This is a genomic window from Comamonas sp. E6, from assembly GCF_001010305.1.
GTDB classification, from domain to species: Bacteria; Pseudomonadota; Gammaproteobacteria; order Burkholderiales; family Burkholderiaceae_C; genus Comamonas; species Comamonas thiooxydans.
In genome coordinates this window covers 394,807-412,097 of record NZ_BBXH01000005.1, presented here as the reverse complement: position 1 = coordinate 412,097, position 17,291 = coordinate 394,807, and the positions used below count along the sequence as shown (strand labels likewise).

Here is a 17,291-nt window from a genome sequence, read left to right as displayed (position 1 = left end):
GAACTACCGATGCGTATTGCTGCTCTGGATGACGATCCGCTACAACTGGAACTGTTGCAACAAGTCGCGACGGAAGCCGGACATAGCTGTCACTCTTACCTCAAGGGGGCCGCCCTGCAGCAAGCCCTGCGCCGCGAAAGCTTCGATTTGCTGCTGATTGACTGGGAGCTGCCCGATAGCAGCGGTCCGGATATCGTGCGCTGGGTGCGCGAGCAGATCAGCAAGGAAGTGCCGGTCATCTTCGTGACCCACCGCAGCGAAGAGGCCGACATTGTCGAAGGCCTGGCCAGCGGCGCCGATGACTTCATGATCAAGCCCATACGTGCGGGCGAGCTGCGTGCTCGCATCTCCGCCCTGCTGCGCCGCGCCTATCCGCTGACCGCACAAAGCGTGCTGGACTTCGGCCCCTACCGCTTTCTCACCACCACCAATGGGATAGAGATGGACGGCCAGCCCGTGGAGGTTACGCACCGTGAATACACTCTGGCACTGACGCTGTTCCAGAATCAGGGCCGTTTGCTCTCGCGCGATCATCTGCGCGAAGTCGTCTGGGGCCACAACGCCGAGGTGCAGTCGCGCTCGCTGGACACCCATGTCTCGCGCCTGCGCAATCTGCTGAACCTGCGCGCCGGTCAGCCCTATGCCATTTCAGCCGTTTATGGCTATGGTTACCGCCTGGATGTCCCCGAAGCTGCGCAGCCCGCAGCCCCAGCTGCCTGAGTTCGGCAGCCCCCCATAACCTAGCTTTAAAAAATGCCTGATTTACGTCAAAACCTCTTTTCCGTCCACTCCCCGATGCCCATTCTGAGTGCAGGCATGCTGTGGGTGGCGTTTGGAGGGATGACGGCAACAGGTCTGGCCCATGCCCAGATCACTCCCCGCGGCAACGATGTCATTGCCCACCGCGTGGTGACTGGAGATACGCTGGAGATGCTGGCAGCACGCTATCTGGGCGACCACAAGCGCCGGACAGCGCTGCAAAGTCACAACAAGGTGGAAAACCCCCTGCGCCTGCGCCCCGGTTCGGTGCTGGAAATTCCCACGCGTCTGTTGCGCGCAGCGATGGCTTCGGTGGTGTTTGTGCAAGGCGATGTGCAAAGCACACGCTCTGCGAGCCATCTCGCAGACTCCGTCAACGCGCCGCCTCAGCCCGTGCAAAAAGGCCAGTTGCTGCAGGAAGGCGATTCGCTCCAGGTTCCGGCCAACGCCTTTGTCTCCGTGCGCCTGGCAGATGGCTCACTGGTGCGCGTGCAGTCCGAATCCGATGTCGAGCTGCGCCAGATGCGCCGCAAAGGCCGAGCCGGCAGTCTGCAGTCCATCATCGATCTGCGCGAGGGCGCAATTGAAGCAAAAGTGTCCAGGCAAGCCAATGGCGAGCGCCGCTTCGAGGTGCGCACCCCGGCGGCCTCGACCAGCGTGCGCGGCACCCAGTTTCTGGTGATGAGTGATGACGAGGGCCGCACGGCTGCTGCCGTCGACGAAGGCTCGGTCGCCGTGCAGACGGGCCAGCCCTCAGCCTTGCTCAGGCCAGGTCAAGGTCTGTCCGTCTCCGCAAACGGCCAGATCGGCAAGCCCACAACCATGCTGGGTGCTCCCGATATTGCGGCCTGGCCCGCTCTTGTCGAAGACGCCAACTGGGTCAGCCTGCCCCTGCCAGCCATGGCTGGTGCCGTGCGCTACCAAGTGCTGCTCGCTCAGGACAAGGAGCTGACCCAGATCGTGCGCGGCGGCATGTTCACAAGGTCACCAGCACGCCTGACGGGTGTCGAAGACGGCAGCTACATTGCGGCCATTCGCGCCATTGACGCCAACGGCATTCCTGGCAAACGCAGCCTGCAAGTGTTGCGCGTCAAAGCTCATCCGGTGCCGCCGCTCTATGAGTCTCCAGCACCTGAAGCCACCATCGGACAGGGCCAGCACGGCCTGCAATGCACCCAGGTAGCGGAAGCCTCGGCCTACCGCATCCAGGTAGCCACCGCCGACGGCAGCTTTGCCCAGCCGCTGATCGACGCCAACGACCTCAAGGACTGCGCCCTGCCTGCCAGTGCGCTGGCCAAGCTGCCTGTCGGCGAATATATGTGGCGCGTAGGCAGCATCCGTAAGCTCGGCAACGGCCAGCCGGATGCGGGTCCTTTCGCAGCCCCGCAAAAGATGAAACTGGCCCTGGCACCCAAATCGCCCGAGCTGGAGATCGGCGGCGCGCCCGGCGAAGGCAGCAGCCATATTCACTGGGCAGGTGAAGAGGGTCAACGCTACCGTATCGTGGTGGCCAGCGACGCCGGTTTCACTGCGCCCCTGATTGACACCTGGATAACCCAGCCTCAGTGGAGCACGCAGGATCTGCCTCCTGGCACCTACTATCTGCAGATGCAGGTCGAGGATGCCAACGGCCTGCGCAGCAATCTCTCTGTCGCGCGCCAATTCCAGACCGGCAACTGGGTAACCTCGTCCGAGGGGCAGGCGCTGACTTCCGGCGACGGTTCACGCCTGATGCGCCAGTAAAAACCATAGCTGCCAGCGCTTGAATTCCATGAAGCTTCATAGGATTCATATCTTGATCACTTATATGACAAGCGCTGGAAGCTATTGTTTTATGAGCTTCTCACCGAGTCACCCACATGGTTGAAGCGCCCAACCTGCGTAAAAACCGCTTGCAGGACCTGCGCCTGAGCTGGCTGCTGCTCAGCGCTTTCCTGCTCGGCATGACCTGGTGGCTCAGCGGCCCGGGGCAGCTGGCACGTTTCAACGGCATTATTCAGGACACCTCGGCCTGGCTTCACCAGCGTCCAGCCTCGCCCGATGTTGTCATCGTGGCCATCGACGATGACAGCATCGACAGCATAGGCCGCTGGCCCTGGCGGCGTGCACTGCACGCCGCCGTGCTGGAGCGCATCACTCAAGGACAGCCCCGCGCCATCGGCATGGATGTGGTCTTCAGCGAGGAAGACTGGGACTACCCCGGCGACGATCTGCTGCTGCAACGAGCACTGCAAAAAAGCGGCAACGTAGTGCTGCCCGTCACGCGCGCCGCGCAAAGCGCCGCCACCGCCCCTTTACAGAGCCTTGCCAGCGAGGCTGCTGCTCTGGGGCACACCCAGATGCCTGTGGATGCCGATGGTGTGGTGCGACGCTTTTATGCACAGGAAGGCAAGGCCGGCCAGCTCTGGTGGCATATGGCGCTGAGCCTGCACTGCGTGGGCCAGACCACCCGACCCTGCCAACCATCTGCCCCACCTCCAGCAGACTCGGTTGCAGCCAACTCCTGGCAAAAGCTGCAGCCCCAGTTCATCGCTTTTGCCCGGGCTTCGCGGGACCGCCAGAACAGCCCGGGCTCGCCGTTCACCACCTACTCTTATATCGACATCCTGCGCGGCAATATCCCAGCGGTCGCTTTTCGCGGCAAATACGTGCTGATTGGAGCCACTGCCGCAGGTCTTGGCGAAAAATTCACGGCCCCTATCGGCTTTGATGCGCGCCTGATCTCGAATGTGGAGATGCTGGGCCATGTGCTCAATGGCATCCTTGAGGACACACATCTGGAGCCAGCCACTGCCACGCTCAACCGCAGCCTCAATGTGCTGCCCGTGCTGCTGGGCCTGCTGGCTCTGGCCTGGCTCGGCCCTTCTGGCGGGCTGATTTCCAGCATCCTGCTGGCCTTGCTCAGTCTGTCGATAGCCGGTTTGGCGCCGCGTTGGGGTCATGTGCAGACCGCCCCCGCGGCGGCACTGCTGGGCCTGTCGCTTGCCTACCCGCTCTGGAGCTGGCTGCGCCTGCGCGCCGCCACACGCTTTCTGGCGCTGGAGCTGCGCGATCTGCAAGGCCAGGGCCTGCCCGCCCCCTCGCTCAAGAGCGACGCACTCGATCAGCGGATCGACGCTGTGGAGCAAGCCTCGCGCCAGCTGCGCGCATTGCATCACTTCGTCAGCGAAAGCCTGCGCCAGCTGCCCTCGGCCACTTTTGTCTGCGACCGCGAGGGGCTGCTGCTGCTTGCCAACACGGCCGCGCACCGCTATATCGAAAGCCTGGAGCACAAACTCCAGCAAGGTGACGATCTGGTCGCCCTGCTCCACGGCCTGAACAGCGCCAGCAGCGACGGCGGCCGCGCTGCCAGCAGCACGCCACTGCTCACGCACAGCGCATTGCAGCAAGCCACGCTGTCACGCCAGAGCGAAGGGCGCGACACCCAGGGCCGCCATCTGATGCTGCTGAGCCAGAGCTTCGAGGCACCGCCCACCTCGGGCTGGCTCATCACCCTGGTCGATATCAGCGACCTGCGCAGCGCACAGGCCCAGCGCGACCAGGCCATGCAGTTCATCTCCCACGATATCCGTGCACCGATAGGCTCCATCATCACCTTGCTGGAGATGCAGCGCACAGGCAAGCGCATCGATTCGCAAGATGCACTGTTTGACCGCATTGAGGGCTATGCCCAGTCGTCTCTTCAGCTGGCAGACGATTTTGTGCATCTGGCCAGAGCCCAGCAGCAGCAATACCGCAGCGAAGTCCTGGACCTGGGCCTGCTGGCGGACCAGGCCGTCTCGGATTGCTGGACCCTTGCCCAGCAGCAGAACATGCAACTGGTGTTCGAGCTGCCGGATGCCGAAGCCTGCGTGCATGGCGACCCCGGCCTGCTGCACCGCGCCGTCATCAACCTGTTGAGCAATGCCATCAAATACGGCAAGCCACAGACTGGGGATGGCGGTGCCCAAGTGGAAATCGCCGTTGTCGAGCAAGACAGCCAATGGGGCATCGCCGTGCGCGATCACGGCTCAGGCATGGACGAGGCATCGCTGGCCAGACTCAGCCAGCCCTTCGAGCGCCTGCAGCAACACCAGCGCATGGATGGCGTGGGCCTGGGCCTGGCCTTCACGCGCACCGTGGCACAGCGTCATGGCGGCAGCCTGCAGATAAGCAGCCAGCTGGGCCAAGGCAGCAGCTTCACCTTGCTGATACCCAAAGCCTGAGCCCAGAAACGAAAAAGCCTCAGAACTTTTCAGTTCTGAGGCTTGACGTTTTGTGGTGCGGCTGGCAGGAATCGAACCCACGACCCCTTGGTTCGTAGCCAAGTACTCTATCCAGCTGAGCTACAGCCGCAACAGGGTTGTATTCTAGCAGTGCAAAAACGGCTCTCGGACCAAATCGACAACTTTTTCACGTTCATGCAAAGAAAAAGCCTGCCATCAATGAAGACGGCAGGCTTTCATGCAGCTTGGTAGGGCGTGGCGGACTTGAACCGACGACCAAAGGATTATGAGTCCTCTGCTCTAACCAACTGAGCTAACGCCCCAACACTGACAACAGCCGTGGCTGCCACCAGAAAAACTTCGCCATTGTAGGGCCTAACGCTTGTGACTCAGAGCATTGCTCACCAGTTTGGATGTGATATCGACAATCTGGATCATCTTGTCGTAGTGCATACGCGTGGGGCCGATCACCCCCAAGGTGCCAACCACCTTGCCGTCGAGCTCATAGGGAGCACTCACTACAGACAAATCTTCAAACGGCACGGTCTGGCTCTCGCCGCCGATGTAAATGCGCACGCCATCAGCCTGATTGGAGAAGTCCAGCAACCTAAGGATTTGCGTTTTCTGCTCGAACAGGTCGAAAGCGCGGCGCAGATTGCCCATATCGCTGGAAAAATCGCTCACGGACAGCAGATTGCGCTCGCCGGCGATCACCACATCCTCGCGATCATGGTTGCTCATGACCTCAGTGCCTACATTCACCGCTGCCTGCATGAGGCTGGCAACCTGGCCCCGCAATTGCTCCACCTCGGTCTGCAGCCGCGTGCGCACCTCCTCCATTGTCAAACCGGCGTAATGGTGATTGAGGAAATTCGAGGCTTCTATCAGTTGCGAGGACTCGTAATCCACATCCGTGAAGATCACGCGGTTTTGCACATCGCCTTCGGGCGAGACGATGATGACCAGAAAGCGCCGCTCCGACAGGCGCACGAACTCGATATGCTTGAAGACGGAGCTGCGACGCGGCACCATGACCACACCCACGAACTGGGAGAGGTTGGACAGCAGATTGGCCGCATTGGCAATTACCTTCTGCGGCTGTTCAGGCATCAGGCCGGGCGTTACAAGATCGCAGCGGTCCACAGTCAGCATGGTGTCGACAAACAGGCGGTATCCCCTGGCTGTCGGCACGCGGCCTGCCGATGTGTGAGGGCTGATGATCAGACCCATCTCTTCCAGGTCGGCCATCACATTGCGTATGGTGGCAGGCGACAATTCAAGCCCGGATGCACGTGAAAGAGTGCGCGAGCCGACTGGTTGACCGTCAGCGATGTAACGCTCGATCAGCGCTTTGAGCAATAACTTGGCACGTTCGTCGAGCATGATTTCATTTTAATGATGTAATTTCCCAGATGACATCCACGTTCCACCATATTGCCCTGATCGGCAAGTACCACACACCCGCAGCAGGCGTTCCGTCCGATGCAGCCAGCGAAGCGCTGCAACGGATTGCCGGTTACGTGCGCAGCCTGGGTTGTGAGGTGATTCTGGATACCCAGTCCGCCATCTATGCGGGCCTGCCCGATTACCCGAGCATGGACGTGGACGGTCTGGGCAGGCATTGCGACCTCGGCCTGGTGGTGGGCGGCGACGGCACCATGCTGGGCGTGTGCCGCCATCTGGCGCGCTATGGCACGCCGCTGGTCGGCATCAACCAGGGACGCCTGGGGTTTGTCACCGATATCGCCCTGGATGAATTCGAAGCCTCCATCACGCCCATATTGCAGGGCGAGTACGAGGAAGACGAACGCACCCTGATGAATGCTCGCGTCATGCGCGACGGCCAGTGCGTGTTTGAAGCCCAGGCCATGAATGATGTGGTGGTCAACCGTGGCTCGACCTCGGGCATGGTGGAGCTGCGCATCGAGGTCGGCGGCAGCTTTGTCTCCAACCAGCGCGCGGACGGCTTGATCGTGGCCACCCCCACGGGCTCCACCGCCTATGCGCTCTCGGCCGGCGGCCCCATGCTGCACCCTTCGATTCCGGCCTGGGTGATGGTGCCCATCGCGCCGCACAACCTCTCCAACCGCCCCATCGTGCTCTCCGACGCTCAGGAAGTGACTATCGAGGTGGTGGGCGGCCGAGGCGACGCCAGCGCGAACTTTGACATGCAGTCACTGAAATCGCTGCAGCATGGTGACCGCATCCTGGTGACGCGCGCCGATCACAGCGTGCACTTTCTGCACCCCAAGGGCTGGAATTACTTCGACACCCTGCGCAAAAAACTGGGCTGGAACGAGGGAGGCGTCTGACCATGGCCTTGAAGCGCATCGTCCTGCGGGACTTTGTGATTGTCCAGTCACTCGATCTGGACTGGCAGACCGGCTTCACGGTGCTTACCGGCGAAACCGGGGCCGGCAAATCCATCATGCTCGACGCTCTGCAACTGGTTCTGGGCGCACGAGCCGATGCACAGGTGGTGCGCGAAGGCTGCCCTCAGGCCGATATTTGCGCAGAGTTCGATTGCCCATCCCATCTTCATGAATGGCTGGAAGAGTCGGGTTTTGCGCAGGAGCAGGATTTGCTGCTGCGCCGCGTCATCGACAGTCTGGGCCGCAGCCGCGCCTGGATCAACGGCTCTCCCGCCACGGCCACGCAGCTGCGCCATCTGGGCGATCAGCTGATCGACATTCACGGCCAGCATGCCTGGCAAAGCCTGACCCGCCCGGATGCAGCACGCGCCATGCTGGATACCTACGGCGGCATTGAAACGGCCCAGCTCAAATCGCTTTGGCTGGACTGGCGCCAGAACCATCAGGCACTGGAGCAGGCGCTCTCGGCCCAGGACAATCTGCAACGCGAACGGGAACGCCTGCAATGGCAGATTTCGGAGCTGGACAAGCTGTCGCCGCGCGCCGAAGAGTGGGATGAGCTCAATGCCCAGCACACACGTCTGTCACACGCGCAGACCTTGATGGACTCGGCCCAGTCCTGCCTGCAACTGCTGGAGGATGACGATTCGGGAGCGGCCACCCCATTGGGCAGGGCCCACCACCTGCTGCAGGACCAGGAGCATCTTGAGCCTGAGTTTCAGAGCATTGCCGACGTACTGGGCTCCTGTGTGGCCCAGTTGCACGATGCCCGTCACTCGCTGCAGGCCTATCTGCGCCGCGCCGATCTGGATCCCGAGCTGCTGGCCGATCTCGATGAACGCCTGTCGCTGTGGATGCAACTGGCGCGCCGCTACAAGCGCACACCCGAGGACTTGCCCGCCCTGCTCGAAGGCTGGAAACAGGAGCTGCACCAGCTGGATGCTGCCGTCGATGTGGAGGGGCTGCGCGCCAAAGAGCAAGCCGCCCACCTCAGGTATCAGGCCGAGGCGCGCAAAATCTCGCAGCAGCGCACCCTGGCAGCACCACGCCTGTCACGCGCCATCACCCAGTCCATGCAAAGTCTGGGCATGAAGGGCGGCCGTTTCGAAGTGCAGCTGGAACATGCCGATGCCGCCAGTCCTGCGGGCACGGACAGCATCACTTTTCTGGTTGCAGGCCATACCGGCGCCACGCCCAAACCCGTTGCCAAGGTGGCATCGGGCGGCGAGTTGTCGCGCATCTCACTGGCCATTGCCGTGACCACCAGCGAACTGGGCCAAGCCGGGACCCTGATTTTTGACGAGGTGGACTCCGGCGTGGGCGGAGCCGTGGCCGAAACCGTGGGCCGCCTCATGCACTCGCTCGGCGATTCACGCCAGGTGCTGGCCGTCACTCACCTGCCCCAGGTCGCTGCCTACGCAGACCAGCACTACCGAGTGACCAAGCGCCCCAAGTCCAACACCACCATCAGCAGTGTGGATCCGCTGACTGGCGAGGAGCGCGAGATGGAAATGGCCCGCATGCTGGGCGGCGAGCACCTGTCCGAAGCAACCATGGCCCATGCCAGAGAAATGCTGGCCATGGCAAGATTGCCTGCAAAGCAGGCCGCAAACGGCGCCCAGCGTCCATCGGGCACCCAGGCCCGAAGTGCCAAGGCCAGCACTACAGCACGCAAAAGCAGCAAAGTCAGAGGAGTTTGAAATCATGTCCATGGAGATTGTTCTGATCAGCGGCATGTCCGGATCGGGCAAATCCGTTGCGCTGCATGCGCTGGAGGATGCTGGCTACTACTGCGTCGACAACCTGCCCCCGGAACTGCTGCAGTCCTTTGTGGAGCTCAAGCTCAATCATCAGGACGAGAAAGTGGCCATTGCCATGGATGCACGCAGCGCCAAGGGCCTGCCTCAGCTGCCTGATCAGCTGCATCGCCTCAAAAAGCAGGGGCTGATGCCGCGCATGATTTTTCTCGATGCCGACAGCAGCACCCTGATCAGGCGCTTTTCGGAAACCCGCCGGCGCCATCCTCTGTCCCCCGGCTCCCTGACGAACGAGCGCCAGGCACTGGAGCTCGATATCGAAAAGGAGCGCGAGCTGCTGGGCCTGCTACGCGACCGCTCCATCGTCATCGACACCGGCGACCTCAAGTCGGCGCAGCTGCAAAGCTATATCAAGCAGATCATCGAAGCACCCACAGGGCAGATGACGCTGATGTTCCAGTCCTTTGGGTTCAAGCACAGCATGCCTACAGACTCTGACTATGTGTTTGATGTGCGCATGCTGCCCAATCCCTTCTACGACAAGGAACTGCGTGCCTTGACGGGCCTGGACAAGCCGGTTGCCGACTATCTGGGCGCCTTGCCCGAGGTGCAGCAGATGCAGCTGGATATACAGCAGTTCCTCGAACGCTGGCTGCCGCTGCTGGCCAGAGACCACCGCAGCTATGTCACCGTGGGCATAGGCTGCACGGGCGGGCAGCACCGCTCGGTCTTTCTCGTCGAAGCTCTCGCCAGGCACTTCGAGAAGCAGTGGCCCACCGTACGCCGCCACCGCTCACTGGATTTTCGCGACAAGTTCATCCAGGTCTCTCAGCAGTTTCTGGCCCCGGACGCCATCCACCCGATCAGCTGACCCGCATGCTCAGCCCTCAGACGTCAGCCATGCAGGTGCTGCTGCTCGAAGACGACCCAGCCATTGCAAGAACGATTTGCTACGCTCTGGGGCGCGAGGGCATTGCCGTCACCCACAGCCTGCTGATCGCCGATGCGCGTCAGCAATGGAGCAGGACAGCGTTTGATGTGCTGCTCATGGACATAGGCCTGCCCGATGGCAACGGCCTGGACTGGTGCCGCGAGCTGCGCTCTGCCGGCTCCATTGTTCCGGTGCTGGTGCTCAGCGCCAGAGGCGAGGAGATGGACAAGGTTCTGGGCCTGGAGCTGGGCGCAGACGACTACCTGACCAAGCCCTTCAGCCCGCGCGAACTGCTGGCGCGCACCCGCGCCCTGCTGCGCCGCTCCAGGCAATTTCAGCCTGCAGCGCCCGTCCAGCTTGCAAGAGTACTTCAAATAGATGAGCAAGGGCAGCGTGCCCTGATCCACAGCAAGGCGCTGGATCTGACCAGGCGCGAATATCAGCTGCTGCAGAGTCTGGTCAACGCGGCAGGCCGCATCCTGAGCCGCGACGCCTTGCTGGAGCAAATCTGGGGGCTGGACAGCGAGAGCACGGACCGCACGGTGGATACCCACATCAAGACCCTGCGCGCCAAACTGCGCGAGCGTTTGCCCGACCAGGAGCTCATTGTCACCCACCGCGGTCTGGGCTATAGCCTGAACCAGCCCGGATAGCCGGTATGCGTCTGGGCCTGCGTCTCTTCTTCGCCTTCTTCCTGATCAACGGTCTGGCCGCCTTTTTCGTACTGCGCGTCTTCATGGTGGAGATCAAGCCCAGCGTGCGCAAGGTGACCGAGGACACGCTAGTGGAGACCGCCTATGCGCTTGCCACGCTGGCCAGTGCCGACATGGAAAAAGGCCGGCTGCAAGCCGGTGCGGACAGCACGTTTGCCGCTCAGCTGCAGGGCTACACACAAAAGCCGATACAGGCCTGGATCTGGGACACGCGCAAGACCACGCTGGATCTGCGCATCACCGTCACCGACGCCCGGGGCACGGTGCTGTTCGACTCCCTGGGCAGGGACCAGGGCGCCGACTACTCGCGCTGGCGCGATGTCTATCTGACGCTGCGCGGTGAATATGGCGCACGCACCACGCGAGCCGTCAAGGAGGACGAATCCAGCAGCGTCATGTATGTCTCCGCGCCCATCATGGTGGACGGCCAGATTGCCGGGGTGCTGACCACCTCCAAGCCCTCCAGCTCGGTACAGAAAATCGTCGACGGCGCGGAGCAGAAGATTCTGCGCGGCGGCCTGCTGTTTGTGCTGCTGTCCGCCGCCGTGGGCTGTGCGGTCACCTGGTGGTTTGTGCTTCACGTGCGCCGGCTGCGCAACTATGCACAACAGGTGCAGGCCCCCACGCTCAACGAGTCTGCCCACCCCGCTCAGACCTCTGCCCCTGCTTCCATACCCGACATGCCCGGCGAGCTGGGCGAGCTGGCACAGGCCATGGACAATATGCGCAAGCGCCTGGAGGGGCGCGACTATATCGAGGGCTATGTGCGCGCCCTGACCCACGAACTCAAAAGCCCGGTTGCCGCCATACGCGGCGCGGGCGAGTTGCTGCAGGAAGAGCTGCCGCCCCAGGACCGGGCCATGTTTGCCGGACAGGTGGTGGACCAGAGCCTGCGTCTGCAGAATCTGATCGACCAGCTGCTCCAGCTCAGCCGCCTCGAGCAGCGCCAGCAACTGGACACCAGCCATGGCTGCAGCCTGATGGAATGTGCCCGGCAAGCCATGGCTGCGCTGCAAAGCCATGCCGAGCAACGCGGCATGGCCCTGCACCTGAGCGGTGTGGACAGCAACGGCCCCTGGGAGGCCGGCCTGGTCACCCTGGCCATCAGCAATCTGCTGCAGAACGCCCTGGATTTCTCTGCAGAGAACAGCGTGATCGAGCTTGAGCTGGCCCCTCACCGCATCACCGTCAGCGATCAGGGTCCGGGCGTGGCCGAGCCCTTGCTGGCCCGCCTGGGCGAGCGCTTCTTCACGACCCCCAGACCTAACGGAGAGCGCAGCGGCACCGGGCTGGGCCTGTCCATCGTCACCCGCATCATGCATCTTCATGGCGGCAGCATGCAGGTCCGAAATCGCCACCCCGGCCTCGCCGTGACACTGGATTTTGCTCCCCAAAGCTGAGCAGCCAAGGCTTTCGAGCAGGACTTCACACCCGCTTCACAGACTTCATTGCGCCCACACAGTCGCTGCCGACACTGCGTCCTGAAACCCTTCATTCAGGAGCACGCATGAAAAACCGACTGCTGTTCAAGACAGTCTCACTGCTGATCGTTCTGGCCTTGCTCATGGCCGGCCTGTCCATGATTCAGGATGTGGTGAAAGACCGCATACGCAACCGCGACTACGCCGTGCAAAGCGTGGTCTCCAGCCTGGCCGGCACGCAGACGCTGATCGGCCCGGCCCTGGTGCAGAACTGCACCGAAACCACCAGCACGACCAATGGCAAGAAAATCGAGTACAGCACCCGCGAATTCCAGCGCATGCTGCTGCCCGACACACTCAACCACGATGCCAACGCCAAAATGGAAGAGCGCTCACGCGGCCTGCACCACATCAACACCTATGTGCTGCACGACCAGATCTCGGCCGGTTTTGCCAATGCCGCGCAGTATGCGGAGCTGCCCAAACCCAGCGAGCCCAACGCCGTGGTGCGCTGCAAGAAAGTCTTTGCGGCATTCGCGCTCAGCGACCCCCGCGGCATCCGCAGCGCGACGCTGCAGGCCAACGGCCAGGACCTGGCGGTCGAATCCGGCACTCCGCTGGAGCGCTACGGCAAGGGCATCCAGGCGGAAATTGACTCCAGCCTGCTGAAAAAAGGCGAAGCCCTGAATCTGGAACTCAAGCTGCAGTTGCTGGGCACGGAACAGCTCGCCTTCAGCCCCATCGCCACGGAAAGCAAGGTCACGCTGACGGCCGACTGGCCTCATCCCTCGTTTGGCGGCAGCTTTCTACCCAGCCGACGCGAAGTGACGGACAGCGGCTTTACCGCCAGCTGGGAGCTGTCCTCGCTGGCCACCTCTGCCAGCACGGCCTTTACCCGCCAGCAACGTCTTTGCAGCCCTGGCTACTGGGGCAGCTCGGAAACCTATGCCGCCTCTGCAGCCCGCAGTCATGACGACAGCGGCCCCTGCCTCGAAACCATGGACACGGAGTTCGTCAACCCCGTCAATGTCTACTCGCTGAGCGAGCGCGCCACCAAATACGGCATTCTTTTTGTGATCCTGACCTTTGTCGCGGTCGGCCTGTTCGAAGTCATGAAAAAGCTGCGCGTTCACCCCGTGCAGTACCTGCTGGTCGGCTCGGCCTTGTGCAGCTTCTTCCTGTTGCTGATCAGCCTGTCCGAACACCTGGGCTTTGCCACGGCCTATGCGATTGCGGCCAGCTCCTGCGTGGCTCTGCTGGCCTTTTATGCCAGCCACATTCTGGGCAGCATCAGACGCGGCCTGCCGTTCGCGATTGCCATCTCGGCCCTGTACGGCCTGCTGTATGTGCTGCTGCAGCTGGAGCAGACCGCTCTGGTCGTCGGCTCCATCGCCCTGTTCGGCGTGCTGGCCCTGGTCATGATCTGTACCCGTCATGTGGACTGGTACGCCTTTGGACGCAGCGAGAGCGAAGCGCCAAGCAAGTCTTCGAAACAAGAGGAGGCCGCATGAACCAGTCACGACACACCCCGCAGGCTCAGGCCTTGCTGAACACTTCGTCGCGCCATCTGCTTGGCGAGCCTTGCCAGCTCAGCGTGCAGCAGTACCAGCAACTCTGGCTGAGCGCACAAAGCCAAGGCGACCGCAAGGCGCAGCAAGTCCTGCGCCAGCAGGTGGTGGCCGCGGGCCGGCAATTGCAGACACAGCGCGGCAACCCTCAGGCCAGGGCCCTGTGGCTGGCCTTGATGGGGCTGCGCTGCTCCATGCTGATGCCCAGATTGCGCTTCTGAAATCTTCAGCCATGAAAAAAGGTGACGCCTGCCGTCACCTTTTTTCATTCATGCGGCAGGCGTTCAGGCCAGCCCGGCATCGAGCAGCTTGCGGATCGGGGCCGGCAGACCCAGCTCCGCCCAGGCCGCGGCATCCGCCCAGCAGGATTCATCGGCCTCTGAGACCAAGGCGGCGTGCGCCTGATCGACGGGCACCAGAACCGGATGCAGGTGCAGATCCTTGTGGGTCAGCACATGCAGAAAAGCGGGAAGGTCCTGCCAGCTCCGGGTTCCGTCCTGAGGCCATGCGGCCCGCGCATGGCTTTGCAGTGCCGCATAGTCTTCAAAGACCGGCGGGCTGTAAAGCCCGGCCCAGATACCGGCTTGCGGGCGCTTTTGCAGCCATACGCGGCGCTGTGCATCCACCGCCAGCAGCAGCCACCAGGACTCGGCGCTGCGCTTGATCTTGCGCGTGCGCACGGGATAGTTCTCCGGGTTGCCGGCACGGGCCGCCCGGCATTCGGAGTGCAGAGGGCACACCAGGCAGGTGGGCTTGCGCGATGTGCAGACGCTGGCGCCCAGATCCATCATGCCCTGGGTGTAGCGCGGCATGGCTTCGTGCAGATTCTCGGTGGGACACAGTTGCTGGGCGTGTTCCCACAGCTGCTTTTCATTTCTGGACTGAGCCAGATCCGCATCGAACGCCAGCACCCTTGTGAGAACACGTCGCACATTGGCATCCAGAATCGGCACCCGCTCGGAAAAGCAGAACGATGAAATGGCGCCGGCCGTGGAACGGCCAATGCCTGGCAAGGTCGCCAATTCTTCGGCCGTTTGCGGAAAAGCCCCGCCCCATTGCTCCATCACGGTCTGCGCGCATTTATGCAGATTGCGCGCGCGGCTGTAGTAGCCCAGGCCGCTCCACAGCGCCAGCACGGCATCCTGCGGTGCAGCCGCCAGGCTGGCCACATCCGGGAAAGCGTCCAGGAAGCGCTGGTAGTAGCCCAGTACGGTGCTGACCTGGGTCTGCTGCAGCATGATTTCAGACAGCCAGACGCGGTAAGGGTCACGGGTTTGCTGCCAGGGCAGATGATTGCGGCCATGGCTGGCCTGCCACTGCACTACGGCTGCGGCAATCGAAGGGAGAGTCAAGATTTCAAGCTACCAGGTTGATGTCCAACGGCATGGACGCGGCCTGCGGCCGCTCGGCCGCAATCGGATCCAGCAATTGCGCCGATGCGCTGATCAGCTGCGTCTGCAGCATGCCCAGGCGGGCTTGCGCATTTTCCATGTCTGCAATGCGCTCCTCCAGCTCAGTGGCTGCACCGCTGATCCGGTCCACAGCCTCCAGGCGGCGCGTGTAACTGCGTTTACGTTCGCGCAATTGTGCATCGACTGGTGCAGTCAGTGATTTGCTCCACATATCCACGTCGTTCGATGCCGCTTCAAACACCGTGCGCAGACGCAGCGCCAGAGCTTTGATCAGGCGCTGCGAAAAGTCGGCACTGCCGAGCTTGATGACACTGCTTAGCCCCAGATACTGGGTGTAACTGCCTTCGATGCTGCGCAAGTCGTCCTTGAGCTCGGACAGCACCAGCTGCGGCGGTGTCTGCAGGGAAAAGCCAAACTCCGCATTAAGCTCCTTGAACGAGGAACTCATCATTGCCTGGATCTCATCGGCCTGGTCCTGCGCCTTTGCAGCCACGGCATGCAGGCGCTCGAAAGTCTGCTCATAGACCTTGCGCAGGCCAAGTTTGAGCCCACGCTGATCCAGCGCTTCTTTCAGCTCGGCCAATTCGGCCTTCAAAGTGCTCGAGCTCAGAAGCAGGAAAAGCTCCTTGAGCATGCGCATGTGGATATTGCGCATGGCCTGGATGCGGCTGGCACTCTGGTCGAATTCCTTGTGCTCGGCCTCGATACGGGCACGCATGCTGGCAATCACCGTCGCATTCTTGCCGCGCAGGCCGCAGAGCTCGGCCAGCTGGTCGTCGAGATCGCCGCGGCGCATATTGATGACACGCTCCACCTGCGACTGCAGTTGTTGCACATTGGTGCGCACAGCGGCCTGCAGCACTTTCTGGCGCTGCCCCATGATGCCATTGGCCAGAAGGTCTTCAAAAGCGGGCAGGCCGCTGGCCTGAAGCAGGCTGTCGTTACGCCCCACCTTGGCGACCAACCCCTTCTGGGCGGAGATGGGCAGCACGCGCTCCAGCGCCACCCCCAGCAACTGGGCCGAGTCCTGCTGCTGACGGCGCAACTGGGCCTGCACCTGCGCGCCAGAACTCAGACTGTCCCACAGCGTATCCACCTTGTTGAGTACCACCAGACGCGATGCAGCCAGGGCGTCATCGCCCCCCGCCTTGCCGGCTCCTGCCGGCAGCACATGGTCGCGCCAGATGGCAAGGTCGGACTTGGTCACGCCGGTATCGGCGCCCAGCACAAAGACCACGGCATGTGCCTGGGGTATCAGATTGACGGTCAGCTCCGGCTCGGCCCCCACGGCATTCAGACCAGGCGTGTCGAGAATCACCAGTCCCTGCTTGAGCAGAGGATGGGGCATATTGATCAAGGCATGGCGCCACATCGGCACTTCGACCCAGCCGTCGGCATCGACCATGGGGTTGTCGGCAGCCTCGTCGTCATGCCAAAAGCCCCAGGCCCTGGCCTGATCGATGGAGACCTTGCGCACCTCAGCCACCTTGGCCAGCGTGTCGGATATCTGCTGCGCATCGGCGATATCCAGCGGCTGCTGCACCCAGGCGTCGGGACGCATGCGCCACTGGCCGAGGCTCTCCGGCGACTCTCTGGTATCAATGGGCAGCAGACGCAGACAAGGCGGCAGCTCCGGCTCCCAGCCCAGCTCCGCCGGACACATGGTGGTGCGGCCTGCACTGGCCGGCATCAGCCGGCGGCCGTAATGGGCAAAGAAGACAGCGTTGATCAGCTCGGATTTGCCGCGCGAGAACTCGGCCACGAAGGCAACCATGACCTTGTCGGTGCGCATCTGCTCTTCCAGTCTCTGCAAGCGCTCCTGCACCGAAGCGTCCAGCAGATCCTGGGCAATCAACCATTCACGCAGCTCCTGCAGTTGGGTGGCAAAGCCCCGTCGCCATGCGCCATACTGACCAAACTGCTCGTTGAATGAAGCTGACACATCTACCCCTCTTGTTTGTCTGAGTCGCCGGGTCAGCCAAGGCTGACCGCCTGATCAATATATAGCATTGCCCCTTGACAGCATCTACGGCTCTTCCAGAGGCTGGCCTGATATCTCCAGCCGCAAAGTATCTGCACGCAACGGCGCAGAACAGCGCCAATGCCTGGGCACTGGCGACGCCTCTGAGGCATATCAAGCATCAAAATGAAAT

General features: G+C 62.3%; 13 protein-coding genes and 2 tRNA genes. 10 read left to right on the top strand and 5 right to left on the bottom strand.

Annotation, left to right across the window (positions count from 1 at the left end; all coding sequences use genetic code 11):
• Positions 1 to 9 precede the first annotated feature (9 nt).
• The 3 genes from CSE6_RS02930 (at position 10) to CSE6_RS02920 (ending at position 4,964) form a co-directional block, all read left to right on the top strand.
• Complete coding sequence (locus CSE6_RS02930; RefSeq protein ID WP_034357649.1) at positions 10 to 720, top strand: response regulator transcription factor; 711 nt, start codon at positions 10 to 12, stop codon at positions 718 to 720.
• A gap of 75 nt (positions 721 to 795) precedes the next feature.
• Positions 796 to 2,502: a FecR domain-containing protein gene (locus tag CSE6_RS02925; protein ID WP_059439843.1), complete on the top strand. Its 1,707-nt coding sequence runs from the start codon at positions 796 to 798 to the stop codon at positions 2,500 to 2,502.
• Positions 2,503 to 2,618: 116 nt separating this feature from the next.
• A complete protein-coding gene (locus tag CSE6_RS02920; protein ID WP_059439842.1) occupies positions 2,619 to 4,964 on the top strand; it encodes a CHASE2 domain-containing protein in 2,346 nt (781 codons plus the stop codon).
• Between the two features lie 53 nt (positions 4,965 to 5,017).
• On the opposite strand, the gene CSE6_RS02915 is transcribed toward CSE6_RS02920, so the two are convergent.
• From CSE6_RS02915 to hrcA, 3 genes are all read right to left on the bottom strand, one after another.
• A tRNA-Arg gene (locus CSE6_RS02915) sits at positions 5,018 to 5,094 on the bottom strand.
• 116 nt (positions 5,095 to 5,210) lie between these two features.
• Positions 5,211 to 5,287: transfer RNA gene (locus tag CSE6_RS02910), tRNA-Ile, on the bottom strand.
• A gap of 52 nt (positions 5,288 to 5,339) precedes the next feature.
• Positions 5,340 to 6,347, bottom strand: a complete 1,008-nt coding sequence (gene hrcA, locus CSE6_RS02905; RefSeq protein WP_003066063.1) for a heat-inducible transcriptional repressor HrcA — start codon at positions 6,345 to 6,347, stop codon at positions 5,340 to 5,342.
• A 29-nt stretch (positions 6,348 to 6,376) separates the two neighbouring features.
• On the opposite strand from hrcA, the gene CSE6_RS02900 reads away from it, so the two are divergent.
• The 7 genes from CSE6_RS02900 (at position 6,377) to CSE6_RS02870 (ending at position 13,947) form a co-directional block, all read left to right on the top strand.
• A complete protein-coding gene (locus CSE6_RS02900) occupies positions 6,377 to 7,276 on the top strand; it encodes an NAD kinase (protein ID WP_003066061.1) in 900 nt (299 codons plus the stop codon).
• 2 nt (positions 7,277 to 7,278) lie between these two features.
• Positions 7,279 to 9,036, top strand: coding sequence for a DNA repair protein RecN (recN, locus tag CSE6_RS02895; RefSeq protein ID WP_059439841.1), 1,758 nt, complete (start codon positions 7,279 to 7,281; stop codon positions 9,034 to 9,036).
• Positions 9,037 to 9,040: 4 nt separating this feature from the next.
• The gene (gene rapZ, locus CSE6_RS02890) at positions 9,041 to 9,964 is read left to right on the top strand and encodes an RNase adapter RapZ (RefSeq protein WP_034357618.1); all 924 of its coding nucleotides are present in this window, start codon (positions 9,041 to 9,043) and stop codon (positions 9,962 to 9,964) included.
• A gap of 29 nt (positions 9,965 to 9,993) precedes the next feature.
• Complete coding sequence (locus tag CSE6_RS02885; RefSeq protein WP_059439840.1) at positions 9,994 to 10,677, top strand: winged helix-turn-helix domain-containing protein; 684 nt, start codon at positions 9,994 to 9,996, stop codon at positions 10,675 to 10,677.
• A 5-nt stretch (positions 10,678 to 10,682) separates the two neighbouring features.
• Positions 10,683 to 12,137 carry a two-component system sensor histidine kinase CreC gene (creC, locus tag CSE6_RS02880; RefSeq protein ID WP_059439839.1) on the top strand — a complete coding sequence of 485 codons (1,455 nt, stop codon included), beginning with the start codon at positions 10,683 to 10,685 and terminating at the stop codon, positions 12,135 to 12,137.
• A gap of 107 nt (positions 12,138 to 12,244) precedes the next feature.
• On the top strand, positions 12,245 to 13,669 hold the full coding sequence (creD, locus tag CSE6_RS02875; protein WP_059439838.1) for a cell envelope integrity protein CreD: 1,425 nt from the start codon (positions 12,245 to 12,247) through the stop codon (positions 13,667 to 13,669).
• Positions 13,666 to 13,947 (top strand): hypothetical protein, encoded by a 282-nt coding sequence (locus tag CSE6_RS02870; RefSeq protein ID WP_012837143.1) that lies wholly within the window; start codon positions 13,666 to 13,668, stop codon positions 13,945 to 13,947. Before creD ends, CSE6_RS02870 begins: the two co-directional genes overlap by 4 nt.
• A gap of 63 nt (positions 13,948 to 14,010) precedes the next feature.
• Here the strand turns inward: CSE6_RS02870 and mutY are convergent, their stop codons facing one another.
• Together mutY and CSE6_RS02860 are read right to left on the bottom strand one after the other, a co-directional pair.
• Positions 14,011 to 15,078 carry an A/G-specific adenine glycosylase gene (mutY, locus tag CSE6_RS02865; protein WP_059439837.1) on the bottom strand — a complete coding sequence of 356 codons (1,068 nt, stop codon included), beginning with the start codon at positions 15,076 to 15,078 and terminating at the stop codon, positions 14,011 to 14,013.
• 4 nt (positions 15,079 to 15,082) lie between these two features.
• Positions 15,083 to 17,080 carry a dynamin family protein gene (locus CSE6_RS02860; protein WP_059439836.1) on the bottom strand — a complete coding sequence of 666 codons (1,998 nt, stop codon included), beginning with the start codon at positions 17,078 to 17,080 and terminating at the stop codon, positions 15,083 to 15,085.
• Positions 17,081 to 17,291 lie beyond the last annotated feature (211 nt).